The following is a 15,950-nucleotide window of genomic DNA, read 5'->3' as shown; positions in this document are numbered from 1 at the left end:
CTTACTGCCGGGCAATCAACCCAGCGGGCGGACGGAACTGCACATGTTCTTCACGCCCCGGCAGGTTTTGAACATGTAACGGTGCGATACGCGCCAGCGCCGCGAGGACATCTTGCACGGAGGTTTCCGGTGTCGAGGCGCCCGCCGTGATGCCCACTGTCATCTCTGGGTCAAACCATTGAGCCTGTATGGCGTGACCATCGGCCACCAGAAAGCTGGGCGTGCCATTGTCATTGGCCAGCTTGCACAGCGTCACGGAGTTGGCACTGTTGGCGCTGCCTACCACCAGCAGCACATCCACCTGGGTACACAGTTCGCGCACGGCTTGTTGGCGGTTTTGTACTGCGTAGCAGATATCGCGACTGGCCGGCCCGACGATGGACGGATAGCGCCGCGTAAGTGCCTGGACCACGGCGCGTGTGTCGTCGACGCTGAGCGTGGTCTGGGTGAGGTAGGCCAGTTGGGTCTCGGCGGGGAAGGTCAGGGCCTCGACCTGCTCGACGGTCTGGACGAGGGTGATGGGCGCGTCGATCTGCCCCTGGATACCGATGACTTCGGGGTGCCCGGGCTCGCCAATCAGGATCAACTGGTAACCCTTGGCGGCATACTGGCGCCCGTGGTTATGCACTTTGCTCACCAGCGGGCAGGTGGCGTCGAATACCTGCAAGTGTCGGTCATGGGCCTGGTTCTCCACCTCGCGTGCGACGCCGTGGGCGCTGAAGATGGTCACGGCGCCGAGCGGCACGGCGTTGAGTTCGTCGACAAACAGGGCGCCTTGCTCCTGCAGCGACTGCACCACCTGCCGGTTGTGCACGATTTCATGACGCACATAAACGGGGGCACCGAACTGCTCCAGGGCGCGCTCGACGGTATCGATTGCGCGCACGACACCTGCGCAAAAGCCCCGTGGTTGGGCGAGGATCACGTTCATGGTCAGGCGCTCGCTTGAAAAAACGCCGAAGGGTTGGGCACCGCCAGTTCAGGCAGGCCCAGTTGGTGTTCGTGGGCGAACTGCTGCATGGCGTGGACCATGCCCGAGGCGTCCAGGCCGTAATGGTGCAACAGTTGATCCGGCGCACCATGCTCGATGAAGTGGTCGGGGAAACCTATTTGCAGCGCCGGTGGCCGCTCGTTCTGGCGCGCCAGACACTCCAGGCAGGCCGAGCCGGCACCGCCCATGACACAGCCTTCTTCAACGGTCACCAACCAATCATGGGTGCTCGCCAGTGTGCGAACCAGGTCGCAGTCCAGCGGTTTGACAAAGCGCATATTGGCGACGGTGACGTCCAGGGTTTGCGCGGCCTTCAGGGCCTGTTGGGTCATTGAGCCAAACGCCAGGATGGCAATGCGTTGCCCCTTGGCCTGGGCGCTGGTCCGGCGAATCTCGCCTTTGCCAATGGGCAACGGTTCGAGTCGGGGCGAGGGCGTTACGCCGCTCCCCGCACCCCGGGGGTAGCGCACCGCACAGGGCCCTTGTTGCTGGAGGGCGGTGTGCAGCATCTGCCGGCATTCCTGTTCGTCCGCGGGCGCCATCACGGTGAGATTCGGTATGCAGCGCAGATACGCAATATCGAAGGCGCCCATATGGGTAGCCCCATCGGCACCGACAACGCCTGCGCGGTCAATGGCTAACACGACGGGCAGTTGCTGGATCGCGATGTCATGGATCAACTGGTCGTAGCCGCGCTGCAAGAAGGTCGAATAGATGGCGATTACGGGTTTCATGCCTTCGGCGGCGAGGCCGGCGGCGAAGGTCAGGGCGTGTTGTTCGGCAATGCCGACGTCGAAGTAACGATCGGCAAACCTGCGTTCGAAGGCCACGAGGCCGGAGCCTTCACGCATGGCGGGGGTGATGACCATCACTCTTGGGTCACGCTCGGCCTCGTCTGCCAGCCACTGGGCGAACACTTGGGTGTAGGTGGGCGCACCTGGGGGCGCACAGCGGATGCCTTCGACGGGGTCGAATTTCCCCGGGCCGTGGTAAAGCACCGGGTCTGCTGCTGCAGGCGAGTAGCCGTGGCCTTTTTCGGTGACCACATGCAGCAGTTGTGGGCCTTCGCAGGCTTGCACCTGGCGCAGGGCGTGCAGCAGCGCATCCAGGTCATGCCCGTCGATGGGGCCGCTGTAGTTCAACCCCATCAGGCTGAACAGGCTGGCATCCTGGCGGTCGGCGACCAATGCGCTCAAGTGCTCGCGCAGGCAACCCACCGACGGAGAAATCGACATGTCGTTGTCGTTGAGAACCACCAGGAACGGTAGGTCGCGGAACAAACCGAGGTTGTTCAATGCCTCAAAGGCCATGCCGCCGCTGAGTGCGCCATCGCCGATCACCGCGACGCAATGGCGCGAACACCCTTGATGCCGGGCGGCCAACGCCATGCCCAGTGCCGCCGATATCGAGGTGCTCGAATGCGCGGTGCCGAAGTGGTCATAGCGCGACTCACAACGCCTGGGAAAGCCCGAGATCCCACCAAACTGCCGAATACCCGCCATTTCTTCACGGCGCCCGGTGAGAATCTTGTGGGCGTAGGCTTGGTGCCCGACGTCCCACACAATCCGGTCCTGCGGGGTGTTGAACACGTAGTGCAACGCAATCGTCAGTTCGACGGTGCCCAGATTGGCAGAGAGATGGCCACCCGTGGCGCTTACGCTGTGCAGGATGAACGCGCGCAACTCGTCGGCCAGTGCCGGCAGTGCCGCAGGGTGCAACTTACGCAACTGTGCGGGGTTATCGACGGTATTCAGAAGTTCAAACATGGCGGGCTCCCACGGGTGGTCAACCAGTGCCGTTACATAGCCAGCGGCGTCACCTTGAGGTCAGTGAATTCATTGTGTTGAGTGGCGTTTGAATTCAGGCGCTGCACGCTTCAGGCAAACGTTAGTTGTGCGGAAGATGGAGGCGCAGGTGTTCACAGTAAGGTCCCATAAGGTTTTCGCCATTGGACGATACTGCGGACCAAACACGTGGGCGGGTTGGAATAGGGGCGAGGGAGTTAATTATTTAGAAGGATTGAGTTGGAAAGACAAGTGCGCCGCTAGTTTAATTTGGAATGACAGAGTTGTGAAAAAATCATATGTTCGGTTTTTATAATTGAGGGGTCTGTATTTTATTGCCAGTTGGTCTTTGCGCTGGCTTGTTAAACAGCGGCCTGTCGCTAGGCTTGTTGGATAAGTTCATTAACTTGGAAAAGGACAACGCTGCCATGTTGCAACGCCTGCTCGTTCTCGGTTCAACCGGGTCGGTCGGCGACAGTGTTCTGGATGTAGTCGCGCGTTACCCTGATACATTTGTGGTGCATGGCCTCACCGCCCACCGACGTATGGAAAAACTTTTTGATCAATGCAGGCAGTTTCGACCTGCAATAGCGGTGGTCAGTGAGGCGCAGCACGCCATTGAATTACAGGCTCATCTGCTGGCAGCCGGTCTGCCCACCGAGGTGCTTTGCGGCGCCGAGTCCCTGTGTGCGGCGGCGGCTTCGACTGACTGCGACACCGTGGTGGCGGGCATTGTCGGCGCGGCAGGATTGCTGCCCACCTTGAGCGCCGCTCGGGCGGGCAAGAAAATCCTGCTGGCTAACAAGGAGGCGCTGGTGATGTCTGGCGCGTTGTTCATGGACGCGGCCGCCAGGGCAGGGGCCACGGTCATACCGCTCGACAGCGAGCACAACGCGATCTTCCAGTGTCTCCAAGGTTGCCAGGGGGCGATGGACGATGTTGATCGCCTGATCCTCACCGCGTCCGGCGGGCCGTTCAGGACGCGCCCCGTCGACAGCCTGGCCGACGTCACACCCGAACAAGCCTGCGCTCACCCTAACTGGTCCATGGGCCGCAAGATCTCCGTGGATTGCGCGACCATGATGAACAAAGGCCTGGAACTCATCGAGGCGCATTGGCTGTTCAACTTGCCCGCCGCGCGCATCGAGGCGTTGATCCACCCGCAAAGCGTGGTGCACTCCATGGTGGTCTTGCGCGATCAATCGGTGCTCGCCCACCTGGGCAACCCCGATATGCGTTTGCCTGTGGCCCATGCATTGGCGTATCCAGAGCGTATCGAATCGGGCGTAGAGCCGCTGGACCTGACCCGCATCGCAGGGCTGACCTTCGAACATCCCGATGTCGCACGCTTTCCGTGCCTGGGCCTGGCGTTACAGGCGCTGGCGGAGGGCACCCAGGCCAGCGCAGCGCTGAATGCAGCCAATGAGGTGGCCGTCGACGCGTTCCTGGGGCGGCGCATTCGGTTTACCCAGATTGCACGGGTAATCGAAGGCACGCTGCAACGGATCGTCCTGCCAACCGACGTTTGTCTTGATGCTGTATTGGATGTGGATCACCAGTCCCGGCGACTGGCCCGGGAGCAGGTGCGGCTGTGCGATTTCTGAGGGCTTAGCCGAGCGCAGGGCAGGCGTCTGCGCCGTGGTGTTGCAGGAATTCATGCAGCGCCTGGCGCGTCAGGTCATTGAGGGTGATTTTTTTGCGGGTCGCGGCCAGGGCTGCGGCCAAATGCAGGTCATGGCCGACCCGAACATTGAACGAACCCTTGCACGGTTTTTCGGGTGTTTGCCCAAGGGTCTGGCACGTAGCGAGATAGTCGTCCACCGCCTCTCGAAAGGCCGCGTCCAACTCGGCGACGGTTTTCCCTTCGTAGCTGACCAGTGCCTTGATAAACAGCATCTTGCCGAACAGGCAGTTGTCTTCGAGGCTGGCTTCGATAGAGCCGATGTAGCCTTTGTGTTTCAGTTGGTTGTTCACTGAATCAGGTCTCCTGATTTCAATTGTTCGATGATCTGGCGAGCAGCTTTTCATTTTTGGACACGGCGTTCCCTGCGTGCGACTAGGCGTAGTTGCAAAAAATGGTGTTCGTCAATGCTAGCTCAGCTTGCTGGGCCTTCCCTGGATTGATGTAACCCTTGATGACACCCGGCTGCACGCCTTCTACCTCGCGCTAATTTTTCCCCCTCCGGTTCGTTTTATAGGGACGACGTGCCTTTGTGCTTCCCGCCTATTGCCCCGGACTCCAAGAAATGAATGCTGAAGACTCCTTGAAACTTGCTCGCCGGTTTATCGGGTTGCCCCTGGAAAAACGCCAACTGTTCCTGCAAGCCTTGCAGAAAGAAGGCGTGGATTTTTCCCGGTTTCCGATTCCGGCAGGGGTGGAGACGGAGGATCGCCAGGCGCTGTCCTACGCGCAGCAGCGCATGTGGTTCCTGTGGCAATTGGACCCGGCCAGCGGCGCCTATAACTTGCCGGGCGCGGTGCGCCTCAGGGGCGCGCTGAACCTGGAGGCCATGGAGCAGGCGTTCGCCAACCTGGTGGCACGGCACGAAACCTTGCGCACTGTGTTCCAGCGCCAGGCCGATGAACGCCTGCTGCAAGTCGCCATGCCGACCTCGCTGGTCATCGAACACCTGGATTTCAGTACCTTGCCTGCCGCCGAGCGCGAGCCCGCCGTCAACGCCGCTGCGACCGCACAATCGCTGCAACCGTTCGACCTGGAACACGGCCCGCTGCTGCGCGTGCAACTGCTCAAGCTCGACACGCAAGAGCACGTACTGCTGCTGACCCTGCACCACATCGTCTCCGATGGCTGGTCGATGAACGTGCTGATCGACGAATTCATCCGCCTCTACGACGCCCATGAGCGCAACGAAGCACCGCAACTGCCGCCGTTGCCGATCCAGTACAGCGACTACGCCCTGTGGCAGCGCCGCTGGCTGGAAGCGGGAGAGCAGGCGCGCCAGCTCGACTATTGGCAGGCGCGCCTGGGCGACGAACACCCGGTGCTGGAATTGCCCACCGACCGCTCGCGCCCGGCCATGCCCAGCTACCAGGGCACGCGGCACAATTTCGCCATCGACCCGGCGCTGGCCGCGCAACTGCGCAGCTGTGCGCAACAGCACAACATCACCCTGTTCATGTTGCTGCTCGGCGCCTTCAACGTGCTGTTGCATCGCTACACCGGCCAGGACGATATCCGTATCGGCGTGCCCATCGCCAACCGCAACCGCAGTGAAGTCGAAGGCCTGATCGGTTTCTTCGTCAACACCCAGGTGCTGCGCACCGAACTCACCGGGCAAACCCGCGTTGGCGAGTTGCTGCAAGGCATCAAGGAACACGCGCTGGGCGCCCAGGATCATCAGGAGTTGCCGTTCGAACGCCTGGTGGAAGCGCTGAAAGTCGAGCGTAGCCTCAGTCATACACCGCTGTTCCAGGTCATGTACAACCACCAGCCGCTGGTGGCGGACATCGCCAGCATCCGCACCGCGTCCGGCCTGGAGCTGGCCTTGGTGGAGTGGCAAGGCCGCACCACCCAGTTCGACCTGACCCTCGACACCTACGAAAAGTCCGGCACCCTGCATGCCGCGCTGACCTACGCCAACGACCTGTTCGACGCGCCGTCCATCGCGCGCATGGCCGCGCACTGGATCAGCCTGTTACAGGCCATGGTTGCCGATGGCGAGCAACGCATTGGCGAGTTGCCGATGGTCAGCGCCGAGGACCGCCATGCGCAGGTCGTCGCCTGGAACCACACCGCCGAGGCCTATCCGACCGAGCGCGGCATCCATCACCTGATCGAAGACCAGGTGCAGCGCACGCCGGATGCCCCGGCGCTGACGTTCGCCAGCACCACGCTGACCTACGCCCAACTCGACGCCCGCGCCAATCAACTGGCCAACCTGCTGCGCGAAAGCGGCGTCGGCCCGGACGTGTTGGTGGGCATCTGCATCGAGCGTTCCATCGACATGGTGGTGGGCCTGCTCGCGATTCTCAAGGCGGGCGGCGCCTATGTGCCGCTGGACCCGGAGTATCCCGAGGAACGCCTGGCCTACATGATCGAAGACAGCGGCATCACGCTGCTGCTCAGCCAGCACAGCCTGTTGGCGCAGCTGCCGACCGCAGGCATCCAGGTGATCGCCCTGGACCAGCCCGCGCCGTGGCTTGACGGTTACAGCACCGAATCGCCCGCCGTGGCCATCCAGGCGCTGAACCTCGCCTATGTGATCTACACCTCCGGCTCCACCGGCAAACCCAAGGGCGCCGGCAACAGCCATCGCGCGCTGGTCAACCGCCTGTGCTGGATGCAGCAGGCCTATGGGCTGGACGACAGCGACGCGGTTCTGCAGAAAACCCCGTTCAGCTTTGACGTGTCGGTGTGGGAGTTCTTCTGGCCGCTGATGACCGGCGCTCGCCTGGTGGTCGCCGCTCCTGGCGAACACCGCGAGCCGGCGCGGCTGATCGAGACCATCGGCCACCACGGCATCACCACCTTGCACTTTGTGCCGTCGATGCTGCAGGCGTTTATCCATGAGCCGGGCGTGCACACCTGCGCCAGCCTCAAGCGCATCGTGTGCAGCGGTGAGGCCTTGCCGCTGGATGCGCAAACCCAGGTCTTCGCCAAGCTGCCCCAGGCCGGCTTGTTCAACCTCTACGGCCCCACCGAAGCCGCCATCGACGTGACCCACTGGACCTGTATCGATGAAGGCGCCGACAGCGTGCCCATTGGCCGGCCCATCGCCAACCTCGCCACCTACGTGCTCGACGCCCAGCTCAACCCGGTACCGGCCGGCGTATCCGGCGAGCTCTACCTGGGCGGCACGGGCCTGGCCCGCAGTTATCACCGACGCCCGGCGTTGACCGCCGAGCGCTTTGTACCGAGCCCGTTCGTGGCGGGCGAGCGCCTGTACCGCACCGGCGACCGCGTGCGCCAACGCGCCGACGGCGTCATCGAGTACCTCGGCCGTCTCGACCATCAGGTCAAGCTGCGCGGTCTGCGCATCGAACTGGGTGAAATCGAGACGCGCCTGATGCAACACCCCTTGGTGCGTGAAGCCGTGGTGCTGGTGCACGGCGGCAAACAGTTGGTCGCGTACCTCGTCCACGAACAGGACGAGCCCGGCGACCTCAAGGCCTGGCTCCTTGGCAGCCTTCCCGAATACATGGTCCCAACCCACTTCATCGCCCTGGCCAAGCTGCCGGTGACCGCCAACGGCAAGCTCGACCGCAAGGCGCTGCCCCTGCCGGACGCCGCGCCGCAACAAGCCTACAGCGCGCCGGAAAACCCTTTGCAATCCGCTTTGGCGGCGATCTGGAGCGATGTGCTGGGCCTCGCGCAAGTCGGCCTGGACGACAACTTCTTCGAACTCGGCGGCGACTCCATCATCTCCATCCAGGTGGTCAGCCGTGCCCGCCAGGCGGGGATTCGCCTCAGCCCGCGCGACCTGTTCCAGTACCAGAGCGTGCGCAGCCTGGCGCTGGTGGCGCGCTTCGAGCAGGCCGCGCTGATCGACCAAGGCCCGGTCAGCGGCGACGTGATCCTGACCCCGGTGCAGCACGCCTTCTTCGCCCAGGCCATCCCGGCGCGCCAGCACTGGAACCAATCGCTGCTGTTGACCCCGCGCGAGGCCCTGGAACCTGCGCGTCTTGCGGCGGCGTTGACCCAGGTGATCAACCATCACGACGCCTTGCGCCTGCGCTTCGCCCAGCAGACCGATGGCTGGCAGCAAACCCATGCAGTAACTGTCACGGACTCGGCGCTGTGGCAATCCCAAGCCGGTAGCGATGCCGAACTGGCCGCCCTGTGCGATGAAGCCCAGCGCAGCCTTGACCTGGAACACGGTCCGCTGCTGCGTGCCGCCTTGATCACGTTGGCCGATGGCGCCCAGCGCCTGCTGCTGGTGGTCCATCACCTGGTGGTCGATGGTGTGTCGTGGCGCATCCTGCTGGAAGACCTGCAACAGGCTTACGGCCAAGCCGGCTTGCCGGCAAAAACCAGCGCCTATCAAGCCTGGGCGCAGCAGTTGCAGAACCACGCGCACAGCCTGGACGCGCAACTGCCGTACTGGCAGGCGCAGTCGGTCGATGCCGACCTGCCGTGCGACAACCCCCAGGGCGGCCTGCAAAACCGTCTGGGCAGCAAAATCGAAATTCGCCTCGACGCCGAGCACACCCGCCAACTGCTGCAAGACGCCCCGGCGGCCTACCGCACCCAGGTCAACGACTTGTTGCTGACCGCCCTGGCGCGGGTGCTCAGCCGTTGGAGCGGCCAGCACGCGGCGCTGATCCAGCTGGAAGGGCATGGTCGCGAAGACCTGTTCGAAGGCGTCGACCTGAGCCGCACCGTCGGCTGGTTCACCAGCCTGTTCCCCGTGCGTTTGCAGGCCGACGGCGAACTGTCGAGCGCGATCAAATCGGTCAAGGAGCAACTGCGCGCCGTGCCCGACAAGGGCCTGGGCTACGGCCTGCTGCGCTACCTGGGCACGGCCGAATCCCGCGACGCCCTGGCCGGCTTGGCGCCGCCGCGTATCACCTTCAATTACCTGGGGCAGTTCGACCGGCAGTTCGACGCGTCCGCGCTGTTCGTCCCCGCCGCGCAAAGCAGCGGCCAGGCCCAGGATGCCGAGGCGCCGCTGGCCAACTGGCTGACGCTGGAAGGGCAGGTGTACGGCGGTGAACTGAGCCTGAGCTGGGGCTTCAGCCGCGAGATGTTCCAGGCCTCGACCATTCAACGCCTGGCCGACGATTACCAGCAGGAATTGCTGGCGCTGATCGCCCACTGCCTCAACCCGCAACACGGCGGCCTGACCCCGGCCGACGTGCCCCTGGCCCGCCTGAGCCAGGCGCAACTGGATGAGTTGGCATTGGCCCCCCGTGGCGTGCAGGACCTGTACCCGCTGTCGCCGATGCAGCAGGGCATGCTGTTCCACAGCCTGTACCAGCACGGCCAGGACGACATCTACGTCAGCCAGTTGCGCGCCGACATCCACGGCCTCGACGTGCCGCGCTTCCAGCGCGCCTGGGAGCAGGTGCTGGCGCGGCACGACATGTTGCGTACCGGGTTCATCTGGCAGGACGCGCAAGCACAAGCGTTGCAAGCGGTCCATCGGGATGTCGCGTTGCCGTTCGCCGAATACGACTGGCAGGCGCGCCCCGATCAGCAAGCAGCGCTGGACGAACTGAGCGAATCCACCCGCGCCCAGGGTTTTGTGCTGGAACAGGCGCCGCTGCTCAGCCTGCAACTGGTGCGCACCGGCCACGACCGCTTCCATCTGATCTACACCAACCACCACATCCTGCTGGATGGCTGGAGCCGGGCGCAGTTGTTCGGCGAAGTCTTGCAGCACTATGCCGGCCAGCCGTTGCCGGCGATCCACGGGCACTACCGCGACTACATCGGCTGGTTGCAGGCGCAGGATGCGTCCCTCAGCGAAGCGTTCTGGAAAGGCCAGTTGGCAACCCTGCACACCCCGACGCAACTGGCGCGCGGCGTTTCGACGGCGCCCGCAGCGCCCAAGGGCAGCCAGCATCTGCACCTGAGCCCGGCGCACAGCGCGGAACTCAAAGCCTTCGCGCAGTCGCACAAAGTCACCCTCAACACCCTGGTGCAAGCGGCCTGGCTGCTGTTGCTGCAACGCTACACCGGCCAGGCCACCGTGGCCTTTGGCGCGACCGTTTCCGGGCGCCCGGCCGGTTTGCCGGGGGTGGAGCAACAGGTCGGCCTGTTCATCAACACCTTGCCGGTCATTGCCACGCCGAGCCCGCAACTGTGGGTCGGCGAGTGGTTGCAACAGGTGCAGGCCCTCAACCTCAGCCTGCGTGAGCACGAGCACACGCCACTGTTCGACATCCAGCGCTGGGCGGGGGCAGGCGGTGTGGCGTTGTTCGACACGCTGCTGGTGGTGGAAAACTATCCGGTCTCCGAGGCGTTGGCCCATGGCGCGCCCGCTGGGCTTGCGTTCAGCAATGTGCAGAACCTGGAGCAGACGCACTATCCGCTCACCGTCCTGCTCGGCGCGGGTACGACGTTGGAGTTTGAGTTCAGCTTCGATACGCAGCTGTTTGGCGAAGCTGAGATCCGCCAACTGACCGAGTCCTTCCAGCACCTGCTGCACGGCTTGAGCCAGCCAGCACCCCAGCGCCTGGGGGATGTGCCCACGCTGACCGACGCCGTACGCCAACAGGTGCTCTACGCCTGGAACGCCACCGCCCGCGACTACACGTTGCAGCGCTGCGTGCACCAACTGATCGAAGAGCAAGCCGCCCTCGCGCCGGATGCGCCGGCGCTGGTGTTCGCGCAACAGCGCTTGACCTACGCCGAACTGAACCGCCGCGCCAACCGCCTGGCCCACCGCTTGATCGAAGCCGGCGTGGGCCCGGATGTGCTGGTCGGTTTGGCAGTGGAGCGTTCCATCGAAATGGTCGTGGGCCTGCTCGCCGTGCTCAAGGCCGGTGGCGCTTACGTGCCGCTGGACCCGGAATACCCGCGTGAACGCCTGGCCTACATGCTGGAGGACAGCGGGGTAAAACTGCTGCTGACCCAGGCGCATCTGCAGGCACAGCTACCGATTCCCTCTGCCCTCGAAACCCTGGTGCTGGGTGAATCAACCTTCGAAGGCTACAGCGACATCAATCCGAATATTGAACTGCACGGCGAAAACCTCGCCTACGTGATCTACACCTCCGGCTCCACCGGCCAGCCCAAAGGCGCCGGCAACCGCCATGCCGCCCTGGCCAACCGCCTGCACTGGATGCAGGAAGCCTACGCGCTGGGCGTCAGCGACAGCGTGCTGCAAAAGACCCCGTTCAGCTTCGACGTCTCCGTGTGGGAGTTCTTCTGGCCGCTGCTGACCGGCGCACGCCTGGTGGTTGCAGCGCCTGGCGATCACCGTGATCCGGCCAAGCTGGTCAGCCTGATCAGCGCCGAACAAATCACCACGCTGCACTTTGTGCCATCGATGTTGCAGGCGTTCCTGCAAGAGCCGACCGTCGCCACCTGCCACACCTTGCACCGCATTGTGTGCAGCGGTGAAGCCCTGCCGGTGGACGCCCAGCAGCACGTCTTCGCCAAGCTGCCCCAGGCCGGGCTCTACAACCTCTACGGCCCGACCGAAGCGGCTATCGACGTGACCCACTGGACCTGCGTCGATGAAGGTCGCGATGCCGTGCCGATTGGCCGGCCGATTGCCAACCTCGGTTGCTACATCCTCGACAGCAACTTCGAGCCCGCGCCCGTCGGCGTGCTGGGCGAGTTGTACCTCGGTGGCGTCGGCCTGGCGCGCGGGTATCACCGTCGCCCGGCGCTGACGGCCGAGCGTTTTATCGCCCATCCGTTTGTTGCCGGTGAGCGCCTGTACCGCACGGGTGACCTGGCGCGTTACCGCGAAGACGGCGTAATCGAATACGCCGGACGCATCGACCATCAAGTCAAACTGCGTGGCCAACGCATCGAACTGGGGGAAATCGAAGCGCGCCTGCTGGAGCACGACGCGGTGCGCGAGAGCGCCGTGCTGGCGGTCGATGGTCAGTACCTGGTGGCGTACGTGGTGCTGCATGACACTGCCGAGGATTGGCGCGAAGTGCTGGGCACCCATCTGGCCGCGCACCTGCCGGACTATATGGTCCCGGCGCAATGGCTGGCGCTTGAGCGCATGCCGCTAAGCCCCAACGGCAAGCTCGACCGCAAGGCCCTGCCGAAAGTTGAGGTGCAGGCACGTGAATACCTCGCGCCTCACACCGAGCGGGAACAACAGGTCGCCGCGATCTGGGCCGAGGTGCTCGGCGTGGCGCAGGTTGGCCTCAACGATCAGTTCTTCGAACTGGGCGGGCATTCCCTGCTGGCGACCCAGGCCGTGTCGCGTATCCGCCACGCTCTCGGCCTCGATGTGGGCTTGAAAGCCCTGTTCGATCAACCCGTGCTTGGCGATTTTGTCCGCGCACTGGGTGAAACACAGGTGCAGATCAGTCAGATCCAACCCATCGAACGCGACCAACCCCTGGCCCTGTCCTACGCCCAGGAACGCCAGTGGTTCCTCTGGCAACTGGACCCACACAGTGCCGCCTATCACGTGCCCAGCGCCTTGCGCCTCAAGGGCCCGCTGGATCAGGCCGCCTTGCAGCGCGCCTTCGACACCCTGGCCGCGCGCCACGACAGCCTGCGCACCCATTTGCAGCAGGACGCCGACCGCACCGTACAAGTGATCCGCCCGCACGTGGCGATCGAACTCACGGTGGTGGAGGCCGATGAGGCGCGCTTGAAGGCCCTGGTCGAAGCGCGCATCACCGCGCCGTTCGACCTGCGCCAAGGCCCGCTGATGCGCGTCAGCCTGTTGCGTCTGGCGGCGGACGAGCATGTGCTGGTGTTGGTGCAGCACCACATCATCTCCGATGGCTGGTCGATGCAAGTGATGGTGGATGAGCTGGTGCAGCTCTACGCCGCCTACAGCCAGGGGCAAACCCTGCAACTGCCGGCGCTGGCGATTCAGTACGCCGACTACGCCGTGTGGCAACGCCAGTGGATGGAAGCGGGGGAGAAGGCCCGTCAGCTCGATTACTGGCGCGAACTGCTCGGCGGCGAACAGCCGGTGCTGGAACTGCCGTTCGATCACCAACGCCCGGCGGTGCCAACCCATCGTGGCGCGCGCCTTAATGTGCCGCTGCCTGCGCACTTGCTGGACGGCCTTAAAGCCCTGGCCCAGCGCGAAGGCGTGACGCTGTTCATGCTGTTGCTGGCGTCCTACCAGGTGCTGTTGCACCGTTACAGCGGTCAGCAGGACATCCGCGTCGGCGTGCCCATCGCCAACCGCAACCGGGTCGAGACCGAGCGGTTGATCGGCTTCTTCGTCAACACCCAGGTGCTCAAGGCGGATATCGACGGGCACACCACCGTGCGTGAACTGTTGGCCCAGGTCAAACAGCGCGCCCTTGAAGCCCAGGCCCATCAGGACCTGCCGTTCGAGCAACTGGTGGAAGCGCTGCAACCGGAGCGTAGCCTCAGCCTGAGCCCGCTGTTCCAGGTGGCGTTCAACCACCACATCAGCCTGGCGAGCGGGCATTTGCAGCGCCTGGGCGAGTTGAATATCAGCCCGGTCGCTTGGGATGAAGCAGTCGCCCAGTTCGACCTGACGCTGGATATCGAAGAGTCGGCGGCGCAACTGCGCGCCTCGTTGAGCTACGCCACCGACCTGTTTGACGCCACGACCATCGAACGCATGGCGCGGCATTGGCAGAACCTGTTGCAGGCGATGGTTGCCGATCAGCAGCAGAACATTGGCCAACTGAACCTGCTGGATGCGGATGAGCAGCAGCACATCCTGCAACTGTGGGATCGCAGCGAGTCCGGCTTCTCCAATGCCCGTTTGGTGCATGAACTGTTCGCCGACCGCGCCAGCGAGAACCCGCAGGCGGTGGCGGTCAAGTTCGACTCGCAAACCCTCAGCTACGGCGAGCTGGACCGTCAGGCCAACCGCCTGGCCCATGCGCTGATCGCCCGTGGCGTCGGCCCCGAAGTGCGTGTGGCGATTGCCATGCCGCGTTGTGCCGAGAGCCTGGTGGCGTTCCTCGGCGTGATGAAATCCGGCGGCGTGTATGTACCGCTGGACATCGAATACCCGCGAGATCGCCTGCTGTACATGATGGAAGACAGCCGCGCGAAATTGCTGCTGAGCCACAGCAGTGCGTTGCCGCAATTGCCGATTCCTGAAGGCCTTGAAGTGCTGGCAATTGATCGCACCGAGGACTACGCCGAGACCGCGCCGCAAGTGGCGTTGCACGGCGACAACCTCGCCTACGTGATCTACACCTCCGGCTCCACCGGCATGCCCAAAGGCGTCGCGGTTTCCCACGGCCCGTTGGTGGCGCACATCATCGCCACCGGCGAACGCTACGAAACCAGCCCCGCCGACTGCGAACTGCACTTCATGTCCTTCGCCTTCGACGGTTCCCACGAAGGCTGGATGCATCCATTGATCAACGGCGCCAGCGTGCTGATCCGCGATGACAGCCTGTGGCTGCCGGAATACACCTACGCACAAATGCATCGTCACAACGTGACCATGGCGGTGTTCCCACCGGTGTACTTGCAACAGTTGGCCGAACACGCTGAACGCGACGGCAATCCACCGGCCGTGCGGGTTTACTGCTTCGGCGGGGATGCGGTGGCGCAGGCCAGTTACGATTTGGCCTGGCGTGCGCTGAAACCGACTTATCTGTTCAACGGCTACGGCCCGACGGAAACCGTTGTCACGCCGCTGCTGTGGAAAGCCCGTAAAGACGATCCCTGCGGCGCCGTTTACGCACCCATCGGCACACTGTTGGGCAATCGCAGCGGCTACGTATTGGACTCCCAACTCAACCTGCAACCCATCGGCGTGGCTGGTGAGTTGTACCTGGGCGGCGAGGGCGTTGCGCGGGGCTACCTGGAACGTCCAGCGCTCACCGCCGAACGCTTCGTGCCGGACCCGTTCGGCAAACCTGGCAGCCGTGTGTACCGCAGCGGCGACCTGACCCGTGGCCGTCCCGACGGCGTGGTCGACTACCTCGGTCGCGTCGATCACCAAGTGAAAATCCGTGGCTTCCGCATCGAGCTGGGGGAAATCGAAGCACGCCTGCGCGAACAAGACAGCGTCGGCGAAACCGTGGTGGTGGCCCAGGACGGCCCGACCGGCAAGCAACTGGTGGCCTACGTGGTCCCGGCCGACGCCAACCTGGCCGACACCGCCGCCTTCCGCGACACCCTGCGCCGCGCCCTGAAAACCCGCCTGCCGGACTACATGGTGCCCGCGCACTTCATGTTCCTCGCGCAAATGCCCCTGACCCCCAACGGCAAGCTGGACCGCAAGGGCCTGCCCGAGCCGGACGCCAGCCAGTTGCAGCAACACTACGTGGCCCCGGAGACCGAGCTGGAGCAGCAGATCGCCGCGATCTGGACCGACGTGCTGCGCCTTGAGCAAGTGGGCCTGAACGACAACTTCTTCGAAGTCGGCGGCCATTCGCTGCTGGCGATCCAGATCACCTCGCGGGTGCAGGCCGAACTGGGTCTGGAAGTGCCGCTGGTGGAAGTGTTCCAGACCGAAACGCTGCGCGCCTATGTGCAGGCCGCCGCGACTTTCCGTGCCGGCAGCGCGGAAGACTTTGATGATCTTCGTGACTTTTTGAGCGAACTAGAGGCGATTTGAACC

At 63.9% G+C, this 15,950-nt stretch carries 5 protein-coding genes; 2 read left to right on the top strand and 3 right to left on the bottom strand.

Features of this window, described 5'->3' with window-relative positions; all coding sequences use genetic code 11:
* Nucleotide 1 precedes the first annotated feature (1 nt).
* A complete protein-coding gene (gene ispH, locus ACU688_RS19780) occupies nucleotides 2–931 on the bottom strand; it encodes a 4-hydroxy-3-methylbut-2-enyl diphosphate reductase (protein ID WP_448186056.1) in 930 nt (309 codons plus the stop codon).
* 2 nt (nucleotides 932–933) lie between these two features.
* Nucleotides 934–2,757 carry a 1-deoxy-D-xylulose-5-phosphate synthase gene (gene dxs / locus ACU688_RS19775; RefSeq protein ID WP_448186055.1) on the bottom strand — a complete coding sequence of 608 codons (1,824 nt, stop codon included), beginning with the start codon at nucleotides 2,755–2,757 and terminating at the stop codon, nucleotides 934–936.
* Between the two features lie 446 nt (nucleotides 2,758–3,203).
* Here dxs and ispC point away from each other — a divergent pair, with 446 nt between their 5' ends.
* Nucleotides 3,204–4,379 carry a 1-deoxy-D-xylulose-5-phosphate reductoisomerase gene (ispC, locus tag ACU688_RS19770; RefSeq protein ID WP_448186054.1) on the top strand — a complete coding sequence of 392 codons (1,176 nt, stop codon included), beginning with the start codon at nucleotides 3,204–3,206 and terminating at the stop codon, nucleotides 4,377–4,379.
* Between the two features lie 4 nt (nucleotides 4,380–4,383).
* Here the strand turns inward: ispC and ACU688_RS19765 are convergent, their stop codons facing one another.
* The gene (locus tag ACU688_RS19765; RefSeq protein ID WP_448186053.1) at nucleotides 4,384–4,749 is read right to left on the bottom strand and encodes a type II toxin-antitoxin system HicB family antitoxin; all 366 of its coding nucleotides are present in this window, start codon (nucleotides 4,747–4,749) and stop codon (nucleotides 4,384–4,386) included.
* 272 nt (nucleotides 4,750–5,021) lie between these two features.
* On the opposite strand from ACU688_RS19765, the gene ACU688_RS19760 reads away from it, so the two are divergent.
* Nucleotides 5,022–15,947, top strand: a complete 10,926-nt coding sequence (locus tag ACU688_RS19760) for a non-ribosomal peptide synthase/polyketide synthase (protein WP_448186052.1) — start codon at nucleotides 5,022–5,024, stop codon at nucleotides 15,945–15,947.
* Nucleotides 15,948–15,950: the final 3 nt, after the last annotated feature.

Source organism: Pseudomonas acericola (SeqCode), assembly GCF_053456465.1.
The sequence above is the reverse complement of the archived record's forward strand: the minus strand, read 5'-3'. Positions and strand labels throughout refer to the sequence as shown.